We start from the raw sequence: 21,830 nt of genomic DNA, 5'->3' as shown, positions 1-21,830 counted from the left end.
GAGGATCGCGGCGCGCTATTCGAGGTGGGAGTGCGCCCCGATCAGGGCGTTCGAGAGATCGAGATTCTCGATGTAGGTGTGCTCGTCGACGATAGTGTCGCGGATGTCCGCGTTGTGAATCGTCGCGTCGCTGAAGACGACAGTTCGTTCCAGATGTGAGTCCGACACCGACGCGCCGGCCATCACGTGCACGTCCTCGTCGAGCACGGAGTTTTCGACCGTCGCCGACTCGTGGACGAACGTGTCGCCGCCGAGATACCACGAGACGGCGTCGAGGTAGCTCTCGGGCGTGCCGATGTCGAACCACGCGCCGTCGAACGTGAACGCGTGGACGGTCCCGCGCCGCTGGAGCCACTCGATGAACCAGCCGGGCTCGTCGGGGTTGTTGCCGTTCGAGAGGTACGTGTCGAAGTCGGGGAGCGTCTCGGCGGGGAACGCATAGCAGGCGATCGAGACGAGCGTGCTCTGGGGGTCGTCCGGTTTCTCCTGGAAGTCGACGACGCGGTCGCCGTCCAACTGGACGAGTCCGTAGGACCGCGCGCGCTCTTTCGAGCCGACGTCGTAGGCGGCGAGACACGGAGTCGCCTTCGACTCGAAGAAGTCGACGAACTCGCCCACGTCGAACGAGAGCAGATTGTCGCCGGCGATGACCACGAGGTCGTCGTCGACGCCCTCGCGATCGATGAGTTGTGCGAGCGCGCCGACGACGCCGAACTTCTCGTCTTCCTCGACCGTCTCTTCGATCGAGAGGGTGGGTTTCTCGTAGGGCGCGTCTGCGAGGAAGGACTCGAAGGAGTCGGCGAATCGCTCGTTGGTGCTCACGAACACCTCGTCGATCCGCTCGTCGGCTTCGAGGTCCTCGAAGATGACGTCGATGACGGTCCCGTCACCGACCGGGAGAAACATCTTGGGGCGGTCTTTGGTGATCGGCCACATACGCGTCGCGTACCCGCCGGCGAGGACAACTGCCTTCATACGTTGACTCTCCGCCCGGAGTCTCAAGTTTGTTTCCCCGAGGGATCCGGTCGAGCCCCGTCGTGTCTCCGGATTTTCCCTGATAAATGTACACATACGCCCAGTGTAACGTCCGATATCACGGGATCGCACAGCGCAGGCGACAGTATATACGGGAGCGGGAACCTAGAGGGGGTATGTCCGAGTCGGACGACGAGGCCACGGCCCGACAGCGGATCGCAGACGCGCTGCGAGCGGAACCCCACGGCGCGGCAGACCTCTCGACGGCGGTCGGCGTCCCTCGCTCGACGGTGTATCACCACCTCGACCACGTCGCGCGCTCGATCGAGGGATCCGACGTCGACGAGCAGTTCCTCGTCGCGCCGCCCGAGTGCCGTGCGTGTGGCTTCGACAGCTTCGACGACCCGCTGAACGATCCCTCGCGGTGCCCGGAGTGCCGCTCCGAACGCATCGCCGAACCGCAGTTCGTGATCGACTAGGCGCGCTCGTCGGGCGCAGTCGTCGAGCACGGCGAAGCACGACCCCCTCTCAGCGGTCGGTCCGGTCGTCAGTCCTGACAACGTCAGCCGCCGCGTCGTCCCGATCGAGGAGGTGACAGGCCGCCGTGTGCTCGGCGGAGACAGACCGCAACGACGGCGGGTCGGCCTCACAGGGCGTCTCGAAGGCGTCCGACAGCAGCGTCGCCGCCGCTGCGTGCTCGCCGGCGACGACTCGGGAGAGCGCACGGTCGAGAACCGCCTCGGCCGCCGGATCGGACAGCCGCTCTGGAATCTCGAACTCGCGTCGCAGCGCCGTACAGACGCTCTCGTCGTCGACGTCGCTGGGGGCGAGGGAGCCGCCGCGTTCGACCGCCACGAGTTCGCGGATCGCCTGGACGTCCACACCGGGCTCGTCCTCGCCCAGTCGCGTCCGGAGGCGCAGGACTCCCCGCCACGCATCCTGGTCGAGGTCGTACGCGTCCGGTTGAATGACCGCCGGGCAGCGCGTGTGGAACCGACAGCCCGCGGGGGGGTCCGCCGCGCTCGGGACCGCCCCGGTCAGTTCGACGTCGGGACGCTCGACGGTCGGATCGGGGACAGGAACCGACGCGAGAAGCGCCCGCGTGTAAGGGTGCTGTGGGTCGCCGAACACGACGTCGACGGGGCCGGATTCGACGATTTCGCCCAGATACATCACCGCGACGCGGTCGCAGAACTCGCGCACGACGGCGAGGTCGTGACTGATGAGCAAGACGCCGAGGTCGAGTTCCGATTGGAGCGTCGCCAGAAGCGAGAGGACGGCCGCCTGGACGGGCATATCGAGCGCCGAGACGGGTTCGTCGGCGACGAGGAGGTCCGGATCGACGATCAGCGCGCGCGCCAGTGCGGCCCGCTGTTTTTCGCCACCCGACAGTTCGTGCGGGTAGCGGTCGGCGTCGCCCGCGTCGAGGCCGACGCGTTCCAACGTGTCTTCGACCAGTCGCCGCCGGCGCTCGCGGTCGGCCATCCCGTGCACGGCGAGTGGTTCGCCGACCGACTGACCGATCGACAGCCGCGGGTCGAAACTCGACGTCGGGTCCTGGAAGATCAGTTGCGCGCGGCGGCGGAACCGCCGGAGTCGCTCGCGGTCGTACGCCGTGACGTCGTCGCCGTCGAAGCGCACCGTCCCGCCGGTCGGGTCCTCGATCCGAAGCAGTGCGCGCGCCGCCGTCGACTTGCCGCACCCGGACTCACCGACGAGGCCGAGCGTCTCGCCGCGCTCGACGGTGAGATCGATCCCGTCGACCGCCCGCACGCGCCCGACCTCACGGTTCCAGAGCCCGTCGGTGATCGGGTAGTGTTTCTTCAGTCCGGAAACGTCCAGCAGTGGGGGGTCGACGGTCACTGTGGTTCACTCCCGTCGCGAGAAGAGCGCCCATCCGCCGTCGCGTCGGAGTCGACAGCCGTTCCGTAAACGACCGTCGGATCGCCCTCGGGTGCGAAGTGGACGCACGAGACGGCGTGTTCGCGATCGGCGTCGTCGCCCGCCGTTGCTGTCTCCGCCGGTGTGGCGGCGTCCTCGCTTCCGGAGACGCCGTACAGCGGTGGATGGTCCCCTCGCCGGCAGGCCTCCACGGCGTAGGGGCAGCGGTCGCGGAAACAGCAGCCAGCGGATCGTTCGGCCGAGTTCGAGTCGGTCAGGGTCGAGCCGTTTGCGCCTGCGTTGGCTGGCTCCAGGGCCGAATCGGTCGCCGTCGCGGCTGATGCTCGGGAGGCGCCGCGTCCGGGGATCGAATCCAACAGCGAGCGCGTGTACGGATGGGCGGGGCGATCGAAGATTGCGTAGACGTCGCCGCGTTCCATCACTCGCCCCCGGTACAGCACCACGACCCGATCTGCGACGTCGGCGACGACGCCGAGATCGTGAGTCACGAGCAGGATTCCCGTCTCGAACTCCGATTGAATCTCCTCGAGGAGCCCGAGGACCCGCGATTGGATCGTGACGTCGAGCGCCGTCGTCGGCTCGTCGGCGATCAACAGGTCCGGATCGCCCGCGAGCGCCATCGCGATCGCGACCCGCTGTTTCATCCCGCCAGACAGTTCGTGTGGGTAGTCGTCGACGCGACTGGCGGGGTCCGGGATCCCGACGCGGTCGAGGAGGTCGATCGCACGTGCTCGGGCCTCACGCTTCGAGACGTCCGCGTGCAACTGCACCGCCTCGATCAGCTGCCAGCCGACCGTGTAGACGGGGTTGAGCGAGTCCTGGGGATTCTGGAACACGTGCGCGATCCGGTCGCCGCGGACCGCGCCGAGTTGTGCCTCCGAGAGCGAGAGGAGGTCCTGCCCGTCGAGGTGGACGGCACCCCCGCGGATCTCGCCCGGCGGTTCGCGGAGCAACCGCGTGATCGACTCGCCGACGACGGTCTTGCCGCTGCCGGACTCGCCGACGAGACAGACGGTCTCGCCGCGCGCGACGTCGAAGGAGACGCCGTCGACCGCCCGGACGGAACCCTGGTCAGTGCGGAACTCGACCGTCAGGTCGTCGACGCGGAGGAGGGACTCGTCGCTCATCGGCCGACCTCCTGCCGCGGATCGAGCGCGTCCCTGAGCGCGTCGCCGAGGAAGTTGAACGCGAGGATCGTCGCGAAGAGGAACAGCCCGGGGACCGTCGAGATCCACCACGCGGTCGCGAGATCACCGCGGCCCGCCGCGATCGTCTGCCCCCACGAGGGCAGCATCACGTCGCCGAGGCCGATGAACGAGAGCGCCGCCTCCGAGAGGATGAGCACCGGAACGTTCAGCGTCGCGGCGGTGACGATCGAGTTCGAGACGTTCGGGACGATGTGGCGCCAGACGACGGATATACCGGACGCACCGGCGCTTTGGGCCGCTTGGACGTACGTCTCCTCGCGGCGCTGGAGCGCCTCGCTGCGGACGATGCGGGCGATGCCGCCCCAGCCGGTCAGCCCGAAGATGACGATCAGCACGAACAGGCTGCCGCCGTAGAGGTACGCCAAGAACAGAAAGAGGAAGAACGTCGGAAACGTCTGCTGGACGTCGACGTAGCGCATCAGCACTTCGTCGACCCAGCCGCCGGCGTAGGCGGCCGTCGCCCCGACGGCGGTCGCGACGGTGACCGAGATGAGCGTCGCGATCAGTCCGACCTGGAGACTGACGCGCATCCCGAAGATCGCGAGCGCCAAGAGCCCCTTCCCGCTGCCAGTCGTTCCCAGCGGATAGCGCCACGTCCCTCGACACCGGCCGTCGACGACGGGGCCGAGACACTGGGTCGGGATCGACGCGTCGACGCTCAGGAAGACCGGCGGCTGGTAGCCGGCCGCGACGTGCAGCGTCGGGGGGTCGATGAACAGCGTGCCGGCCGTTCCGAGCAGAAAGATCACGACGAGGTACACCAGACTGAGCGCCGCGAGACGGTGGCGCCGGAAGCGCTGCCAGTAGTACGCGGTCAGACGTCGGTTCCGTGCGAGCGGCACGGCAGCGAGGCCCAAGACGAGAAGCGTCGCGACGAACAGCCAGTCCACGCCGGTCGCGTCCCAGAGGAACGTCGAGTCGGCGACGACCACCTCGACCGTCGGGTCGCCGACAGCGAACAGGACGTCGTACGCCAGCGCGAGGGCGTAGAGGCCGCCGGCAACGAGAGCGAGAAGTTGTGTCGGCGAGGAGCGGCGTCCGTCTGCGTCGATCGCGTCCCAGTCGACGTCCTCGAAGCGCTCGCGAGGTCGATCCGGTCCCGGGTCCGTCGCGTCGCCGACGTCCGGTCCAGTCCGTTCGTCTCCCGGCATCAGCGATCACCGTAGTCGATACGCGGGTCCAGCCAGCCGTATGCGAGATCCTGCAGTAGATTCCCGACGACTGCAACGAACACCGGAACGAGCGTCGTTCCCAGGACCAGCGCCGTGTCCTGCCGGCGGATCGCGTCGAGGCTGAGTCGGCCCAGGCCGGGGATGCCGAAGACGACCTCGACGAGGTAGGAGGCCGACAGGATCACGCCGAGCAAGTCGCCGACGAGAATCGTCGACAGCGGCACGAGCGCCGGGCGAAGGACGTGTCGCGTGATGATCCGCCAGTCGGACGCGCCTTTCGCCCGGGCCGTTTTCACGAACGCCGCGCGGACGTACTCGAGCGCCTCAGCGCGCGCGTACCGCATCGTACTCGCGATCGCGCTCGTCGCGAGCACGAACACCGGCAGGACGAGTTGGCGCGCGTTCGCGAGCGAGAGAGGTCGCGTCCGGGCCAGTTCGGAATCGAAGAGGACCGGGACCCAGCCGAGGTGGACGGCGAAGACCAACAGCAGCACGATGCCGAACCAGAAGTTGGGGATGCTGACGCCGAAGAACGCCACGAACGTCGCCGCGTAGTCGGTCTTGGTGTACTGATTGAACGCCGAATAGAGCCCGATCCCGATGCCGAGCACCGTCGAGAGGAGCACGGCGGGGATCGTATACAGCAACGAGTAGGGGAGCGCCGTCAGAATCGCCGTCACGACGGGCTGGGACCGCGATTCAGACCAGCCCCAATCGCCCGAGGCGAGGTTCCCGAGGTATTCGAGATAGCGCTCCCAGAGCGGTCCCTGCAGCCCGCGGCGACGGGCGTACGCCTCCGCGGCGGCCTCGGCGCTCCGGCCGCTGGCAGCCGCCTGGAACTGGACGCGTGCTAACTGTGCGTCGGGCGCGTACTCGAGTAGGACGAACGTGACCGTCAGCATGACGACGGCGACGACGCCCGCCCACGCGACCCGACGCGCCGTGTACCATTTCAGTCCCATCGTGGTGTGTCGCTCCCAGGCCGTGCTCCGATTCCGCCGGCCGCCGTTGCCGGTCAGTTCTGTCGACCGCAGTTAATATTGTCGTCCGAACGAGGGCCACCACGGGTCGGTGCGGCGGTCGGGCGTCGGTTCACTGCGTTCCGGGTCGCCAGGTGCTCTGGTCCCAACTGTAGCCGAATACCTCCTCGGGACCGCGCACGGCGCTGTCGTAGCCGACGACCTCCACGCCCATATTGAGGAAGTTGAACGGTTGTTCGGCCGAGAGCGCGCCGAAGATCTCGGCGAGGGTGCCACGCCGCGCTGCCTCGTCGACGGTGCTCGTCGCGGTCTCGAACAGCGAGGCGAAGTCCGTCTCGGGGTAGTAGCCGTAGAAGTTGATGCCGCCCCGTTCGAGCGTGAACCCCTGAATCGAGGAGGGCGTCCGCGGATAGGTGTTGAACGTGATTCCGAGGATGAGGTCCCACGGCTCCTGGCTCAGCGATTGGTCACGCGGACCGCCGTTGTACGGGCCGGCGTCCCACGGCGGGTCGCCGTCGCCCTGCCAACCGTTGTAGAGGTGGTGTTCGACCAGCGTTCCGTACTGCTTGCCGGTGACGTCGACGTCGATACCGATGGCGTCGTACTCCTGGGCGACGTACTGCGCCGTCGTCTCGACCGTCTGGGACCCCTGCGCGAAGACGAGATCGAGCGTGAGTTGCTCGCCCGCGGCGTCGACGACGCGGTCGCCGTCGTAGCGATACGGGGTGGTTCCGAGGTGCTCCCGGAGGAGTTCCCGCGCTCGGTCGTGGCTGTATGTGTCACCGACGCCGTATTCGGTCACCTGCTCGTCGGAGTACCACCGCGAGAACGTCGGTTGGAACGTGTGGGCGACCGTCGCGTAGCCGCGGAGAACGTCGTCGACGAGTGTCCGCTTGTCGACGGCGTGCGCGAGCGCGCGTCTGACGCCCGGTTTCCGCAGCGCCTCGTAGAACGACCCGTTGGCGCGCTGATTGTAGATGAGCGACGTCATATACGCCTGCGGGAAGACCTTGACGTCGACGTCGTCTCGCCCCTCGAACTGTTCGACGCGCGTCTCGGGGATGTCGGTGGCGGTGAGTTCGCCCGACCGGAGCGCGGAGAGGCGCGTGCTCTCCTCGGGGACGACCTCGTAGGTGTAAGCGTCGAAGTACGGCGCGTGCTGCCACTCGTCGGGGACGTCGTCGACCTCGCGGAGGTAGTACTCCTCGTTGCGGGTGGCGACGAACTCCGATTCGCGGTTCCACCGCTCGAAGCTGTAGGGGCCGAGGTTTCCGGCGTACGCGAGCGTCTGGACCTCCTCGTCCTGTGTGAGCCCGTCCTGGTCCTCGTCGGGGCGGTACCGGGCGATGATCTCTTTCGGCATACAGAACGCGCCCCACATAATCGGCCGGAGCGGGAACGCGGGGTCGACGGACTGAAGCCTGATCTCGAAGGAGCGGGGACCGGTCTTCTCGACGGGGATCGGCTCGCCCTGTTGTCGCCAGTCGCCGGGGTTCGGGTATCCGGCCCAGTTCGAGTCGGCCTGGTAGACCTCCGTGATCATATACACCCAGTCTTCGGCCGTCATCCGGCCGTAGCCAGCCCCCCACCGGAGATTGTCGCGAAGTTCGACCGTGTAGACCCGCCCCTCGTCGGAGGTGATGTCTGCCCAGAGCGGGAAGATATCTTGTTCGGGCGTGATGGCGTACGCGCCGTCGAGCGCCAGTTGGATCCGGTTCGCGGACGGCGTGTCGTCGACGCTCAGGAAGTTCAGCGTCTGCGTCCCCGTAGGCGTTCCCTCGACGTACTCGACAGCCTCTGCGTCCCCCGTCGGCGTCCCGTTTCGATCCGGCGCACTACAGCCTGCAACCGCCGTCGCCCCACCGAGACCGAGAAGTTGGAGAAAGGAACGGCGGGACCGACCGGCGATCGGGGCCGGTCCGCGGCCGTCTGAACCGCTACCGGATGGCATAGAAGCTACGTGCGCCCATCCGGTCAAATACCCATCGATAGATCGGCCGAAAACGTTCGTTCTGTCGCTTGTATGACCCGTTTGTGCGGTCGGGGTCGTCCCGGTTCGACGGGAACGTCAGTCGTCGCCGTGCTCGTCGACGATGACGACTTCGCCGTCCTCGACGCGAACGTTTATCAGCGTCTTGACGTGGTGGCCGCTGTCGTCGAGTTCGTTCGGGCCGGCCTTCTTGATCACGGCGACGGTGTCGACGACGTCCGCGCCGATGTGTTCGAGCGCGTCGAGCACCGCGCGCATCGTCCCGCCGGTCGAGAGCACGTCGTCGAGGACCAGAACGCGGTCGCCCGGATCGACGTCGTTGATGTACATCTCGTTCTCGGAGTAGCCGGTCTGTTGGCTCAGCGGTTCCTCGCCGTCGAGACCGTACTGTCGCTTACGGATGACGACGAGCGGGATGTCCGTCATCAACGACACCGCAGTGGAGATGTGAATACCCATTGCGGCCGGCGTGACGATCTTGTCGACGTCGTCGATCTCGGCCTTCCGGATGATCTTGATGACGATCTCGCGGAGCAGTTCCGGACGGAGCATCGGAACGCCGTCGCTGATGGGATGGACGAAGTACTCGTACTCGCCTTTCTCGATAATCGGCGCTTCGAGGAGCGACTGCCGCAGTTGGTCCATGTCGTGGGTACTCCGGGTCGAAAATAAAAACTGGCGGTTCGGTCGCTCTAGCGCAGAGCGACACACGGGGTGCGTCAGCGAGCACCACTCCGAGCTGAGAACAGACGTTCGCCCCGTCAGATCGCGGGAGCAGTGGATTGGCTCAACGTCGCGGACGTCGATCCGTCTTCGGACGCCCAGACGACGCGGACGGTTTCGCCGTTCCACTCGGTACCGGAGAGGTTGTACGTGGCCGTGTCACCCGCGCTGACTGTGCCCGCAAAGAGTGTCGACCCACTGTAGTCGATCGCTGCTGCGGACGTCACGTTCACTTGGGCGGCGACGACCGTGTCACCGCTCTCGTGGGTGACGTCGACGGAGTCGTTCGCGTAGTCGAACCCGAAACTGGCCTGCGGGGCCGTCTGTTGGATTCCCTGGCCGAGGTTCAACACGAACGAGCCGATGACGGCTGCGAGGATCACCGTAATCGCGACCATCAGGATGACGCCGATAACTGGAGAGACTGCCGCGTCGTCCTCGAATAGTGTACGTATATTCATATCAAGAGAGAGTATTTCTAAGTATATAACAATAATCTGCCTGGTAGTAGCACGGTTGCCAGTCGCGTGGTGCGGTCGGGTATGCAGTTCGATCTGGACGGTTAGGCAACCTATTTTAAATACTAATTGTCGGATCGTGAACGGAGTCGTGCCAGAGCGGAAGACGTATTTGACCCCCTTAGTAAACGGTAGAGTAACGTATGAGCCGAGTGACCGACGGGAAACGGCCGGCGTCGATCGAGGCGGGTGGTGGCTGATGAGTGCCGGCAGCTCCCGCATCCTCGTTCCAGTCGGAGAATCCTCCACGTTCCGGAACACGGTCGCCTACGCCCTCCGAGAGGCGCGCTCGGGTGCCACGGAGGGCGACGAGCAAGCCACCGTTCACTTCGTGTATCCTGCACGGTGGCGCACCGTCGACGGCGACTCGCTCGACGACACGGAGGCGGCCGCTGACCTCCTCGAACGGGTAGCGGTCTGGGCCGAAGAGGATCTCGACTACGACGAAGAGGACGAACCGCCGGTGGAGATCGAGACGGCCATCGTCGGGGCGGATCGCTATCTCTTCAGCCCCGGCGACTTCGCGGCGATCCTCGTCGAGTATGCACACCGAACCGGGCTCGACCGGGTCGTCGTCGATCCGGAGTTCCAGCCCGGAGGGAGCGCGCCGATGCTTCGGCCGTTCGAGGTGGAACTCTCGCGGTCGGACCTCTCCGTCGAAGAAGCCCCGGTCGAGCGGCAGACGACTCGAACGCGCCTCGTCTCACGAGCGACCGTCTCGAAGGGTCTCGCAACGTTCGGTGCGACGTACGCCTTCTATCTCGTCATCGGCGGCCACCTCACCACGTTCAATCTGGTGACGGGCGGGCTCACGGCGTTGCTCGCGACGATCGCGTTCTCGAACGTTATGTTCGTCACGTCGCCCTCGCCGCGCCGAACCACGCTTCGCATCCTGCGGTTGGGGCTCTTCGTTCCGTATCTCGTCTGGGAGATCACGAAAGCCAACATCGCGATCGCGTACATCATCCTCCACCCGGACCTCCCGATCGACCCCGAGATGCGGCGGTTCCGCGCCGCAGTCTGGGGCGGTCTTCCGGTGACGACGCTCGCGAACAGCATCACGCTCACACCGGGGACGCTGACGGTCGACGTCGGCCGCGACGGGCTCGACATCCACACGCTGACCGGTGACGCCCGCGACGACCTCGCCGCCGGGAGCTTAGAGCGGGCGGTCCGATTCGTCTACTACGGTCGCTCGGGCGCGCGGATCCCGACCCCGACGGAGCGCGAGAGCATCTCGCTTCTCGGCCCCGACGGCGAACCGATCGCGGAATCGACGGAGGGGGCCGAATAATGGCGGTCTCCGGACTCGTCGATACGGTGCTTCTGACCGCGGCGGGCGCGTTCGTCCTGTTCGCTATCGTGTTGGTCTACCGGATCGTCGCGGGACCGACGATGCAGGACCGCGTCATCGCGGTCAACGGGATCGGAACGAACGCGGTCGTCGTGCTCGCGCTGCTGGCGGCGGCGCTCGATCGGCCGGGATTCCTCGACATCGCCCTCGTCTACGGGATGTTGAACTTCCTGATGAGCATCGCCATCTCGAAGTTCACCGTCGAACGCGGCGGGGTGATCTGAATGTCCATCACTGAGATCCTGATCATCCTGCTGGTCGCTGCGGGGACGTTCTTCGGATTCGTCGCGGTGGTCGGCATCGTCCGCCTCCCGGATCTCTACACTCGCGCGCACGCGACCTCGAAGAGTGACACGCTCGGGATCATCCTGACGCTGAGCGGCGCCGCGCTGGTCTTCGGCGCGGACCTGGCCGTCGCAAAGACGGCCTTGCTCGGGCTGTTCCTGTTCGTGACCAACCCCACGGCCGCCCACGCGATCACGCGGGCAGCCTACGATCAGGGCATCGCCCCGTGGACAACGGAGGGTGAGGAGTGACGCCCGTTTCGACCTCGCTCGCGGTCATCCTCACGTTCGCCGTGCTGGCTGCGATCGCCGCGATCCTTCTGCGGGACGTCCTCAACGCGATCATCGCGTTCACGGCGTTCAGCTTTGGCATCGCCGTCTCGTGGATCCTGCTGGCCGCCCCGGACGTCGCGCTGACCGAAGCGGCCGTCGGTGCCGGCATCACCACGGTATTGTTCCTCGTGACGATCGCGAAGACCGTCCGCCCGGGCGGAGAGCGACTCTTCGAGCGGATCGCCTGGCGGTCCGTCGCGATCGTCGCGGTCCTGGTCGGTGCGCTGCTGACGACGATCCGATCGCTTCCGGCGGTCGGATCCAGCGAGGCGCCGGTCGCGACGTCGCGGATCACGGAGTACTACCTGCAGAACGCCTACCCCGAGACCGGCGTCGAGAACGTCGTGACCGCCGTGCTGGCCGCCTACCGTGGGTTCGACACCCTCGGCGAGGCGACAGTGGTCATCGCCGCCGGCCTCGCGGTGCTTCTCGTCCTTCGACAGGAGGCGTACGTATGAGCCAATCAGATCCGAACCGAACCTACGTCGAGAGTACCATCATTATGACGACCGTCCGCGTGGTCGTCCCGTTCGTCTTCACGTTCGGGGTGTTCGTAATGTTCCACGGGGCGGAGTCCGCAGGCGGCGGCTTCCAGGGCGGCGTCATCGTCGCCTCGGCGGTCCTGCTACTTGCGTTCGCCTTCGGCATCGAACCGACGCGGGCGTGGCTGGAAGGGCCGCTCGCACAGATCGCGATCGCCTCCGGCGGCGGCACGTTCGCGCTCATCGGACTAGGCGCGCTGTTCTCGGGCGGTGCGTTCCTCGAATACCCCGCCTACGGCTTCGGGACCGACGGCGTGAAATACGGCATCGAACTCGTCGAACTCGGGATCGGAGCAGTCGTCTCCGGCGTCCTCGTGAGCCTCTTCTTCAGCCTCTCACAGGGGGACTTCCAGTCTGTCGGAAGCGGTGGAGGGAACGGCAATAGCAATGGAGACGGCGACGCCGCAGGAGGTGAGCGAGCGTGATCGACCTGCTCGCGACCCACTACAACTACCTCGTGTTCGTCGCGCTCGTCGCCATCGGACTGTACGGCGTCACCGCGAGTCCGAACCTGGTGAAGAAAGTCATCGGCCTGAACATCTTCCAGGTCGGCATCTTCCTGTTCTTCGTCACGAGCGGATACGTCGACGGCGCTGCGCCGCCGGTAGTCCACGGAGACGCAGTAGGGACGTACGCCAGCCCGCTGCCGCACGTGCTCATCCTCACCGCCATCGTCGTCGGGGTCAGCCTGACCGCGGTGGCGCTCGCGCTCATCGTGCGCATCTACGACGCGTACGGGACGCTCGACGAGGAAGCCATCCGGGAGGTGCAGACTGAATGACTGACGCTATCGCGCTTCTCGTAGTGGTCCCGATCGTACTCGCGCTCGTGCCGGTCGCGCTCGGGCGGCTGTGGGACGGCGCGGGCTGGGTCGCGGCCGCGCTCGCCGCGCTCGCCCACCTCGGACTCTCCGTGACCGTCGCGGCGAAGGTGTTCGCTACGGGCCGATTCACCTACGCCGTCGGCGGCTACACGCCGCCGTTCGGCATCGAACTCGTCGCCGACGGCATCTCGGCAACGCTCGTCGTCCTGGTGTCCGTCGTGACCGTCGCCGTCGTCCTCTACGCGCGGCGGGCCGGCCCGGACTCGAACAGCTTCTACAGCGAGCTGCTGTTGCTCACCGCGGGCGTCTCCGGCGTGTTCGTCACGGGCGACGTGTTCAATCTGTACGTCTTCATCGAGATCACCGGGCTGGCGACCTACGCGCTGGTCGCGACCGGCCGCTCGCCCGCCGCGGCGCTCGCGAGCCTGAAGTATCTCCTCGTCGGGACCATCGGCGCCTCGCTGTATCTCCTCGGCGTCGGCTACCTCTACATCGCGACGGGGACGCTGAATATGGCCGACCTGTCGACGCAACTGCAGGCAGTCGGCTACGACTCGCCGCTGGTCTTGACCGGCTTCGCGCTCCTCGTCGTCGGCCTCGCAGTGAAGTCCGCGCTCTATCCGCTGCACACGTGGCAGCCGGGAGCCTACGCCGAATCGCCCGACGGCGTCACTGCGTACATCTCCGCGCTCGTCTCGACGGCGGCGGCGTACGCGCTGTTCCGCCTCGTCTATGCGGTGTTCACGCCCGCGTTCGACGCGGCGGTGCCGTTCGCACTCGACGCGCTGGTGCTCCTCGCGTCCGTCAGCGTCGTCGTCGGCTCGGTGCTCGCCGTGTTGCAGTCGGACCTCAAGCGGATGCTCGCGTACTCCTCTGTGGCGCAGTTCGGCCTGGTAATCGCCGGCTTCTCGGTCGCGAACGCGACGGCCGTGACCGGCGGTCTCGTCCACCTGGTCGGCCACGCGATTATGAAGGCGGGCCTCTTCGTCGGCGTCGGCGCGCTCGCGGGCGTCGCGGGCGGCCGCACCGTCGACGACCTCGCCGGTGTCGCCGACCGCGCGCCGGTCGTGAGCGCCGCCTTCGCAATCCTCGCGTTCGCGCTCGTCGGCGTCCCGCCGGCAGTCGGCTTCGCCGGCAAGTGGCACATCGTCCTCGGAGCGGTCGAGGGGGGCCGCTGGGGCGTCGCCGCCGTCGCGGTCGTGAGCACGCTCCTGACGCTCGCGTACTTCGCCCGCGTCGTCGAACGGATGTACTTCCAGGACGCACCGGCGGCGACGGCCGACACCGTGAGTGGCCCCGACGCCGCCGCAACGGCCGATACCGACGCCGCGCTGACGCCCGACGGCGGCGAGTCGAGTTCGGAGTCCACTGACGACGCGAAGGCGACTGGGGCTTCGGGCATCACCATCGAAGCCCGCACCGTGGTCGTCGCCGCCGCGGTCGGCGCGGTCGTCCTCGGACTGTTCGCGTCTGATCTGATTGCCGTCTTCGAGCCCGTGCTGGAGGTGTACTTCCAATGACCGAGATCGACTCTCTCAGGCCGTTGGCAGCGGTACTGCTGCCCGCCATCGGCATTCTCACGATCGTCGCATCGCACCGCCGACCGAACGTCCGCGAGGGCTTTACCATCCTCACGGCGCTCGGGACGTTCGGACTCGTCGCGAGCCTCGTGCCCGCGACGCTGGCCGGCACGACGCACGTCTCCCGGCTGGGGACGTTCGTGCCCGGCATCGACCTCACGCTCAGCGCGGACCCGCTCGGGATGATCTTCGCGCTGCTCGCGAGCGCGCTGTGGCTCGTCACCAGTTTCTACAGCATCGGGTATATGCGCGGCCTCGACGAGCACTCCCAGACGCGGTACTTCGCGGCGTTCGCGGGCAGCGTCGGGGCGGCGCTGGGGGTCGCGTTCGCGTCGAACCTCGTCGCGCTGTACGTCTTCTACGAACTGCTGACCGTCGCGACGTACCCGCTCGTCGCCCACGACGAGAGCGACACGGCCCGGAAGGCCGGCCGGAAGTACCTCACGTACACCTTCGGCGGCGGCGTCGCGGTCCTGGCCGGGACGGTACTGGTCTTCTGGACGACCGGCACCGTCGCGTTCACGCCCGGCGGCATCGCCGACCTGGCGAGCACCGATCCGGTCGTCGCACGCGCGGCGTTCGCGCTGCTCGCGGGTGGGTTCGGCGTGAAAGCTGCACTGATTCCGGTTCACTCGTGGCTCCCGGACGCGATGGTCGCGCCGACGCCCGTCTCCGGCCTCCTACACGCGGTTGCGGTCGTCAAGAGCGGCGTCTTCGGGATCGCGCGCGTCGTGCTCGACGTGTTCGGGCCCGAAACCGCCGGGAATCTCGGCGTCGGACTGCCGCTGGCGGCCGTCGCTGCGGTCACCATCGTCGTCGCGAGTATCATCGCGCTCAGACAGGACAACCTGAAGCGCCGGCTGGCGTACTCGACGATCAGTCAGCTCTCGTACATCGTGCTCGGATTGGGACTGCTCTCGCCGGCGGCGCTCGTCGGCGGGCTGCTGCACATCCCGGCGCACGCGTTTATGAAGCTCACCCTGTTCTTCTGTGCGGGTTCGATCCACGTCGAGACGCACACCGACGACATCAGCGAGATGGCGGGGATCGGTAAGCGGATGCCCGTCACGATGGCCGCCTTCGCCGTCGCGAGCGTCGGGATGGCCGGCCTCCCGCTCGTCGCCGGCTTCGTGAGCAAGTGGTACCTCCTGATCGGAAGTCTCGACGCCGGCAACGCGGTCTTCGCGGGCGTCCTCCTCGTCTCGGGGCTCCTGAACGTCGGCTACTTCTGGCCGATCGTCTACCAGGCGTTCTTCCAGACACCCGAAGACGCCGACTCGAAACCGCTCGTCGAGTTCCCGATCGGCGGGGCTCGCGTCCGCACGGACGGCGGCGAGCGGAGTGAGAGCGGTGATCGGAGCGAGGGCGCCGAGCGCGACGTGAGCGGTTCCGAACCCGAGACCGCCGGCTCGGAGGAAGTCCCGATCAACGCCGCCGAACCGGTCGACTCCGAGGTCGACCCCGACGTCGAGCCCTCCGAGTCGGAGGGCCGAATCGAGGTCGACGCCCGCGTCGAAGAGGACGGCGAGTATGCCGTCGACCGCCACCCCAGCGACCACCTCGGCGGCGAGGCGACAGACGACGGACCCGACTCCCACGATGCCGACTCTCACGAGGAGACGTCGCTGGCTGAAGCGGATGCCGACGACCACCACGAGCACCACGGTGGCCCGCCGGCTGCCGGCTGGGAGCGCCGTGGGTTCGGCGACGAGAGCACGTGGTTTATGCTCGGACCGATCACCGTCGCCGCGGCCGGGGCCGTCGCGCTCGGCCTCGTGCCCCGCGGGATGATCTTCCTCGCGCTCGTTCAGCGTGTCGTCGCCGAGGCTACGGGGGTGGTGTTCTGATGAGCGCGACTGTGTCGCCGCTCGCCGCCGACCTCTCGGCGACGGTGCTGGCGTCCGAGGTGCCGACGCTGCCGACGGCCGACGTGCCGACCGTGGTGCCACCGGCGTTCGCCATCCTGGCGGTCGCGGTCGTCGCGCCGTTCCTCTCGCGCCGCCTCGGCCACGCGCTGGGCGTGATCGCGACCGGCGGGGTCGCCGTCTGGTCGCTCCTGGTCCCGGCGGGCGTCTACCTGCAGACCACCTTCCTCGGCTTCGATGCGGTCCTCATCAACGTCGACGCCTTCTCCCGACTGATGGGCGTCATCTTCGGGCTGATCGGCGCGGCCGCCGTGCTGTACTCGTACTCCTCGGAAGCGGAAAACCGACAGACCGCGTTCGCCCTCGGCTACGTCGGGACGAGCGTCGGGGCCGTCTTCGCCGGCGACTGGCTGACGATGGTGTTCTTCTGGGAACTGATGGCCGTCACGAGCACCCTCCTCGTGTGGGACTACGGCGGCGCGGCCGTCCGCGCGGGCTTCCGCTACGCCGTCTATCACGGCCTCGGCGGGAGTCTGCTGATGGCCGCGGTCATCTGGCACTACACGAACGTCGGATCGTTCCTCTTCAGCGCCTCCGATGGCATCACTGCGGGGATCCCAGCCGTGCTCGCCGCCATCGGGATCGGCGTCAACGTCGGGTTCGTCGGCCTGCACACGTGGCTGCCCGACACCTACCCGCGGCCGCACGTCGCCGCGAGCGTCTTCCTCTCGGTGTATACGACCAAGACGGGCGTCTACGGCCTCGCGCGCGCCTTCCCGGACGGAAACCTCGCGATCGCGTATATGGGCGCGGCGATGGCGCTTGTCGGCGTCGTCTACGCGCTCCTGCAGAACGATATGCGCCGCCTCCTGTCGTACCACATCCAGTCGCAGGTCGGCTATATGGTCGCCGGCGTCGGCGTCGGTACGGCGCTGGCGACGGCCGGCGCGTTCGCACACGTGTTCAACCACATCCTCTACAAGGCACTGCTCTTCATGACCGCGGGCGTCGTGATCGCGCGGACCGACGAGCAGAGCCTGAAGTACCTCGGCGGGCTCGGTCGAGCGCTGCCGGTGACCGCGATCGCGTTCACGGCCGCGGCGCTCTCGATCAGCGGCTTCCCCGGCTTCAACGGGTTCGTCAGCAAGGGGATGATCACCGCGGCCGCGCACAAAGAGCACCTCGACGGCATCTTCTACATCCTGCTTCTCGCCGGCGTCGGGACGTTTATGTCGTTCATCAAGTTCGGCTACTACGCGTTCCTGAAAGAGCACAGCGGGACGTGGAACGTCCGTCGCTCGGTCACCGGCCAGCGGATCGCGATGCTCGGCGTCGCGGCGCTCTGTGTGGTGCTCGGGCTCTACCCGGACGCGCTGTTCGCGCTGCTGCCCGGCAGCACCGCCGACGCTCACCCCTTCACGCTGAGCCACCTCGGTGAGGGCTTCCTGCTGGCGTTCCTCGGTGTCGTCGGCTTCGCCGTGCTCAAGAAACCACTCTCGAAGATCGGAAGCGGCATCGACGTCGACGCCGTCATCGAACCGGCCACGTTCTACGGGATGCGCGGCCTCGTCCGCGGCGTCACCGACCTGTTCGCTACCGTCGACCGCGCTGTCGTCTCGACTGCCAACGCGGCGCTCGACGCCGCGTCCGACCCCTACGGTGCGATTCGCGGACCGGCGACCGCGGTCGTCGGCCGGGAGGGGAGTTCGTTGAAGGAGGGAAGCCTCAGAGCGAGCATCGCCACGAGCGTGCTCCTCGTCGTCGTCGTGCTGGCGGCGACGCTCGTCGGATTGCTGTAGACCGACACTCGTCAGGTCTCTGGAAACTCTCTACACCTCACTCGTCTTTCGCCTCGTCTGTGCCAGCGCCGAGTTGCCGCGGGCGCAGACTGCGTCTCGTGATTCCAAGAACAGAGAGCGGTAGAACTCCCACTCACACCGATGCCCGGACTGTTTGTTTAATAATGCCATACTTCTAGGACAATTCAGCAATCTAAGGAAGAATTTATCACGTTCTGTCCTCTAGATTCACTCGCGTGACTGCCACGAAGCCGTCCCGTGACACTTCACGATGACAGATACACACATACTCGTCCTCGGTGGCGGCCAGATCGGTCGTCGTCTCGCAGAGGACCTCACAGACCATCCAGCAACGGGCGACGTCGGGTTCGTCGACGGAAGCGAAACAGCCGTCGAGTCCGCGGGGTCGAACGGAGTGACCGCGACCCACGCACCAGTGACGGACACCGACTCGACGGCCGTCGAAACGGCTCGCAACGCGGATGTCGTGGTCCTCACAGGCGACAACGACGGGATGAACCTCCTGTTGGCTCAGCGGGTCCGACTGCGCGACGCCGATATCGATCTCGTCGTTCTCGTCAACGACCCGCGAAACCGCGAGGCGTTCGACGAACTGGACGTCGATACCGTCTGCGTCGCCGAGACCACTGCGGCCGCGCTCGACGTCCGGATTTCGGCGCTCACGACCCCAGAGGAAAACGCCGATCCGATCGAGGACAGTCCGACGCGGGGCGCCGTCTCCGAGAGTTCCGATCGATCGACCGACCGGATGGTGAGGTGACGTGCCGAAGACGCTCGAACGCGACCTCGGGCTCCCGGCGGTGCTCGCCATCAGCATCGGCGCGATGGTCGGCAGCGGCATCTTCATCCTCCCGGCCCTCGCGGTCGAGATTGCGGGCCCGGCCGTCATCCTCGCGTACCTCGTCGCGGGCGTGCTCGTGGTCCCGGCTGCCCTCGCGAAAGCCGAGATGGCGACGGCGATGCCGGAGGCGGGCGGTACCTACCTGTTCATCGAACGCGGGATGGGGCCACTTTTGGGCACTGTCGCGGGCATCGGGACGTGGTTCGCGCTGTCGTTCAAAGGTGCGCTCGCGCTCGTCGGCGGCGTTCCCTACCTCCTGTTGCTGTTCGACGTGTCGCCGGGCGTCACGACACAGGTCGCGCTCGCACTGGCGGCGCTTCTCGTCGTGGTGAACGTCTTCGGGGCGAAACAGACCGGCCGACTGCAGGTCGCCATCGTGGTCGTGATGCTCGCCGCACTCGTGTGGTTCGTCGTCGGGGGCACCCCGTCGGTCCGACAGCCAAACTACGCGCCGTTCTTCGGCGGCGGCGCGGGCGGTCTACTGGCGGCCACCGGGCTGGTGTTCGTATCCTACGCAGGCGTCACGAAGGTCGCGAGCGTCGCCGAGGAGGTCGCCGATCCCGACCGCAACATCCCGCTCGGAATCCTCGGGTCGCTCGCGTTCACGACGGTCCTCTACGTGCTGATCGTCGCGGTGATGGTCGGCGTCACGGAGCCGACGCGGATCGCCGAGAGCGCGACCCCGATGGCCGTCGCCGCCGGGGCGACGCTTGGAACCCCCGGTGTCGTCGCTGTGGTTCTCGCCGCGATCCTCGCTCTCGTGAGCACGGCGAACGCCGGGATCCTCTCCTCGTCGCGGTACCCCTTCGCGATGGCGCGTGACGATCTCGTCCCCGACTCGATGGCGTCCGTGAGCGGGCGCTTCGGGACGCCCTCGAACTCGATCACGCTCACCGGCGTCGTACTGCTGGTGCTGATCGCGTTCGTCCCCCTCTTAGAGATCGCAAAGCTCGCGAGCGCCTTCCAGATCCTCATCTTCGTCCTGATCAACGTCGCGCTCGTCGCGTTCCGAGAGGGCAACGCCGAGTACGACCCGGCGTTCACCGCACCGCTGTATCCGTGGCTCCAGGTCGTCGGCGTCCTCAGCGGTCTCGTGTTGTTGACGCAGATGGGACTGGTCCCGTTCGTCGGCGCGGTCGCGCTGATCGCCGTCGGCGTCGCCTGGTTCCTCCTCTACGGTCGCCGCCGCGTCGATCGCGAAGGCGTCGCCGTCGACGCCGTTCGCCGGCAGGTCGGCCGCAGCGCCGTCGATCGGACGCAGCAGGCGCTCGACGGGTGGGACAGCGGCTACCGGGTGCTCGTCGCCCTCGATCACGCGGTCTCGAAGGACGAAGAACGTTCGTTCGTTCGCATCGCGTCCGACATCGCTCGAACCCACGATGGAGAGGTCGCTGTCGTGCGATTCGAACAGGTCCCGGATCAGGTCCCGCTGACGTACGCCTCCGAGACGGAGACCCCCGCAGACGTGCGCTTCGACGAGCAGACGAGCGAACTCGACTGCGAGTTCGACGTCCCCGTGAAAAGCGGGACGATCGTCTGTCACGACGTGCGTCACGCCGCCGTCAACTACGCCGCCCACGAGTCGGTCGACCTCCTCCTCACCGAGGAGACGGCGACGCCCGCAGGGCTCCGCGGACGACTGTTCGGCTCCGACGTCGACTGGGTTCGGCGGCACGCACCCTGTGACGTCGCGCTCTTGCACGCCGAGCCCGGAGGGCTCGACGACGTGGACGTCGTCGGCGTCCTCTCCGACGAAGGCCCGTACGATCCGGCGAAAGTCGCCATCGCGGACGCGATCGCCACGTCGGCCGCTGGATCGATCGCGTTCAGGTACGTGAATCGCGAGGACGAGTCCGTCGTCGCGAAGCGAACGCTCCGAGACTATCACGGCGACGTAGCCGAGCTGTGTTCGGCCCCGGTTTCGAGCCACGCCCCGTTCACCGACGGCGGGACGGCGACGCACCCGGAGTCGGAGCCGACCGCTCCGGACCTCCTCGTCGTGAGCGCCGCGGAACGCGGTAACGACGGGATCGCGTCGTATCTCGCGACGGCGAACCGTCCCGTGCTCGTCGTCCACCCGGAGGACGCACAGCGCCGCGGGCGGATCGCTCAGATGCTCGAACGCTGGGTGTTCTGATAGGAATTCTCGGGGGTCTCCATAGATTTCTCGCCGGACGGGACAGCGAGAACCTCCGAACAGTTACGATAATCCCTATAGCTCCCCCACTGACGCTGTCGCCACAAGCACAACACCTATCTATGATTCGATTTGCACACAGAGTATGGCCGCAGTCGATCTTGACGATCTCGACCGCTACATCGTCTATGCGCTCCAGAAAGACGCCAGACACACATCCAGCAGCGACATCGCCGAGGCGAAGGGCGTCTCCGCGAGCACGGTCAGAAACCGGATCGGAAAGCTCGAATCGGAGGGGATCATCCGGGGGACGCACGTCGACGTCGACTACGAGCAGATGGGCTATCAGCTCTACACGATCATCTTCTGTACGGCCCCGATCCCCGAACGCGAGCGGTTGGCCGAGCAAGCGCTCGACGTCGAGGGCGTGATCTCCGTCAGAGAGATTATGACCGGCGAGGAGAACGTTCACATCACTGCCGTCGGCCGTGACAGCGACGACTTGAGCCGGATCGGCCGAGAGCTCAGCTCGCTCGGCTTCGAGATCGTCGAAGAGGAGATCATCCGCAACGAGTACACCAACCCCTACAGCCCGTTCGGGTCAGACAGCAGCGGCGAGGACTGAGGGCGGCAGACCGGTCTGCGCGCCGCGGGTCATACTCACGGACATAAGTACGTAAAGACATCTGGAACTTTAATTCGGTTGAGTGCAGAGAGCGCAGCATCACGAAGGTCGTCGAGTGTGTCGAACAGACAGTTCCCTAGTTCTTGATCGAGTTGTCG

Annotated in this window: 21 protein-coding genes and 1 pseudogene; 13 read left to right on the top strand and 9 right to left on the bottom strand. The window is 66.8% G+C overall.

The window, feature by feature from the left end; all coding sequences use genetic code 11:
* Positions 1-15 precede the first annotated feature (15 nt).
* On the bottom strand, positions 16-975 hold the full coding sequence (locus D3D02_RS00110) for a sugar phosphate nucleotidyltransferase (protein ID WP_121567936.1): 960 nt from the start codon (positions 973-975) through the stop codon (positions 16-18).
* A gap of 176 nt (positions 976-1,151) precedes the next feature.
* Here D3D02_RS00110 and D3D02_RS00105 point away from each other — a divergent pair, with 176 nt between their 5' ends.
* Entirely contained in the window at positions 1,152-1,454 is a 303-nt protein-coding gene (locus D3D02_RS00105) for a transcriptional regulator (protein WP_121567934.1), read from the top strand.
* A 49-nt stretch (positions 1,455-1,503) separates the two neighbouring features.
* On the opposite strand, the gene D3D02_RS00100 is transcribed toward D3D02_RS00105, so the two are convergent.
* The 7 genes from D3D02_RS00100 to D3D02_RS00070 form a co-directional block, all read right to left on the bottom strand.
* Positions 1,504-2,838: an ABC transporter ATP-binding protein gene (locus D3D02_RS00100; RefSeq protein ID WP_121567932.1), complete on the bottom strand. Its 1,335-nt coding sequence runs from the start codon at positions 2,836-2,838 to the stop codon at positions 1,504-1,506.
* The gene (locus tag D3D02_RS00095; protein ID WP_121567930.1) at positions 2,835-4,004 is read right to left on the bottom strand and encodes an ABC transporter ATP-binding protein; all 1,170 of its coding nucleotides are present in this window, start codon (positions 4,002-4,004) and stop codon (positions 2,835-2,837) included. The genes D3D02_RS00100 and D3D02_RS00095 overlap by 4 nt, the downstream gene beginning before the upstream one ends.
* Positions 4,001-5,236 carry an ABC transporter permease gene (locus D3D02_RS00090; RefSeq protein WP_121567928.1) on the bottom strand — a complete coding sequence of 412 codons (1,236 nt, stop codon included), beginning with the start codon at positions 5,234-5,236 and terminating at the stop codon, positions 4,001-4,003. The genes D3D02_RS00095 and D3D02_RS00090 overlap by 4 nt, the downstream gene beginning before the upstream one ends.
* Positions 5,236-6,219 carry an ABC transporter permease gene (locus D3D02_RS00085; protein ID WP_121567926.1) on the bottom strand — a complete coding sequence of 328 codons (984 nt, stop codon included), beginning with the start codon at positions 6,217-6,219 and terminating at the stop codon, positions 5,236-5,238. Before D3D02_RS00085 ends, D3D02_RS00090 begins: the two co-directional genes overlap by 1 nt.
* A 130-nt stretch (positions 6,220-6,349) precedes the next feature.
* Positions 6,350-8,188, bottom strand: coding sequence for an ABC transporter substrate-binding protein (locus D3D02_RS00080; RefSeq protein WP_121567924.1), 1,839 nt, complete (start codon positions 8,186-8,188; stop codon positions 6,350-6,352).
* Between the two features lie 117 nt (positions 8,189-8,305).
* Positions 8,306-8,872 carry a hypoxanthine/guanine phosphoribosyltransferase gene (gene hpt / locus D3D02_RS00075; RefSeq protein ID WP_121567922.1) on the bottom strand — a complete coding sequence of 189 codons (567 nt, stop codon included), beginning with the start codon at positions 8,870-8,872 and terminating at the stop codon, positions 8,306-8,308.
* 116 nt (positions 8,873-8,988) lie between these two features.
* Entirely contained in the window at positions 8,989-9,411 is a 423-nt protein-coding gene (locus D3D02_RS00070; RefSeq protein WP_121567920.1) for a type IV pilin, read from the bottom strand.
* Between the two features lie 256 nt (positions 9,412-9,667).
* Between D3D02_RS00070 and D3D02_RS00065 the strand changes: the two genes are divergently transcribed.
* From D3D02_RS00065 to D3D02_RS00010, 12 genes are all read left to right on the top strand, one after another.
* Positions 9,668-10,762: a monovalent cation/H+ antiporter subunit E gene (locus tag D3D02_RS00065; protein ID WP_121567918.1), complete on the top strand. Its 1,095-nt coding sequence runs from the start codon at positions 9,668-9,670 to the stop codon at positions 10,760-10,762.
* Positions 10,762-11,046 carry a cation:proton antiporter gene (locus D3D02_RS00060; protein WP_121567916.1) on the top strand — a complete coding sequence of 95 codons (285 nt, stop codon included), beginning with the start codon at positions 10,762-10,764 and terminating at the stop codon, positions 11,044-11,046. Before D3D02_RS00065 ends, D3D02_RS00060 begins: the two co-directional genes overlap by 1 nt.
* The gene (gene mnhG / locus D3D02_RS00055; RefSeq protein WP_121567914.1) at positions 11,047-11,358 is read left to right on the top strand and encodes a monovalent cation/H(+) antiporter subunit G; all 312 of its coding nucleotides are present in this window, start codon (positions 11,047-11,049) and stop codon (positions 11,356-11,358) included.
* On the top strand, positions 11,355-11,897 hold the full coding sequence (locus D3D02_RS00050; protein ID WP_121567912.1) for a DUF4040 domain-containing protein: 543 nt from the start codon (positions 11,355-11,357) through the stop codon (positions 11,895-11,897). Before mnhG ends, D3D02_RS00050 begins: the two co-directional genes overlap by 4 nt.
* The gene (locus D3D02_RS00045; RefSeq protein ID WP_121567910.1) at positions 11,894-12,406 is read left to right on the top strand and encodes an MnhB domain-containing protein; all 513 of its coding nucleotides are present in this window, start codon (positions 11,894-11,896) and stop codon (positions 12,404-12,406) included. Before D3D02_RS00050 ends, D3D02_RS00045 begins: the two co-directional genes overlap by 4 nt.
* Positions 12,403-12,762, top strand: a complete 360-nt coding sequence (locus D3D02_RS00040) for a cation:proton antiporter subunit C (RefSeq protein ID WP_121567908.1) — start codon at positions 12,403-12,405, stop codon at positions 12,760-12,762. The genes D3D02_RS00045 and D3D02_RS00040 overlap by 4 nt, the downstream gene beginning before the upstream one ends.
* Complete coding sequence (locus D3D02_RS00035; RefSeq protein ID WP_121567906.1) at positions 12,759-14,324, top strand: proton-conducting transporter membrane subunit; 1,566 nt, start codon at positions 12,759-12,761, stop codon at positions 14,322-14,324. The genes D3D02_RS00040 and D3D02_RS00035 overlap by 4 nt, the downstream gene beginning before the upstream one ends.
* Positions 14,321-16,231 carry a proton-conducting transporter membrane subunit gene (locus D3D02_RS00030; RefSeq protein ID WP_121567904.1) on the top strand — a complete coding sequence of 637 codons (1,911 nt, stop codon included), beginning with the start codon at positions 14,321-14,323 and terminating at the stop codon, positions 16,229-16,231. The genes D3D02_RS00035 and D3D02_RS00030 overlap by 4 nt, the downstream gene beginning before the upstream one ends.
* Entirely contained in the window at positions 16,231-18,048 is a 1,818-nt protein-coding gene (locus D3D02_RS00025; RefSeq protein WP_121567902.1) for a Na(+)/H(+) antiporter subunit D, read from the top strand. Before D3D02_RS00030 ends, D3D02_RS00025 begins: the two co-directional genes overlap by 1 nt.
* A 271-nt stretch (positions 18,049-18,319) precedes the next feature.
* On the top strand, positions 18,320-18,829 hold the full coding sequence (locus tag D3D02_RS00020) for an NAD-binding protein (RefSeq protein ID WP_121567900.1): 510 nt from the start codon (positions 18,320-18,322) through the stop codon (positions 18,827-18,829).
* 1 nt (position 18,830) lies between these two features.
* The gene (locus tag D3D02_RS00015; protein ID WP_121567898.1) at positions 18,831-21,047 is read left to right on the top strand and encodes an amino acid permease; all 2,217 of its coding nucleotides are present in this window, start codon (positions 18,831-18,833) and stop codon (positions 21,045-21,047) included.
* A gap of 145 nt (positions 21,048-21,192) precedes the next feature.
* The gene (locus tag D3D02_RS00010; RefSeq protein ID WP_121567896.1) at positions 21,193-21,672 is read left to right on the top strand and encodes an Lrp/AsnC family transcriptional regulator; all 480 of its coding nucleotides are present in this window, start codon (positions 21,193-21,195) and stop codon (positions 21,670-21,672) included.
* A 35-nt stretch (positions 21,673-21,707) separates the two neighbouring features.
* Here D3D02_RS00010 and D3D02_RS00005 read toward each other — a convergent pair.
* Positions 21,708-21,830: pseudogene (locus tag D3D02_RS00005) on the bottom strand (IS630 family transposase); the annotation flags it as partial.

This window comes from Halobellus sp. Atlit-38R, assembly GCF_003665925.1.
GTDB lineage: Archaea > Halobacteriota > Halobacteria > Halobacteriales > Haloferacaceae > Haloquadratum > Haloquadratum inordinatus.
This window is presented reverse-complemented; position numbering and strand designations above follow the sequence as displayed.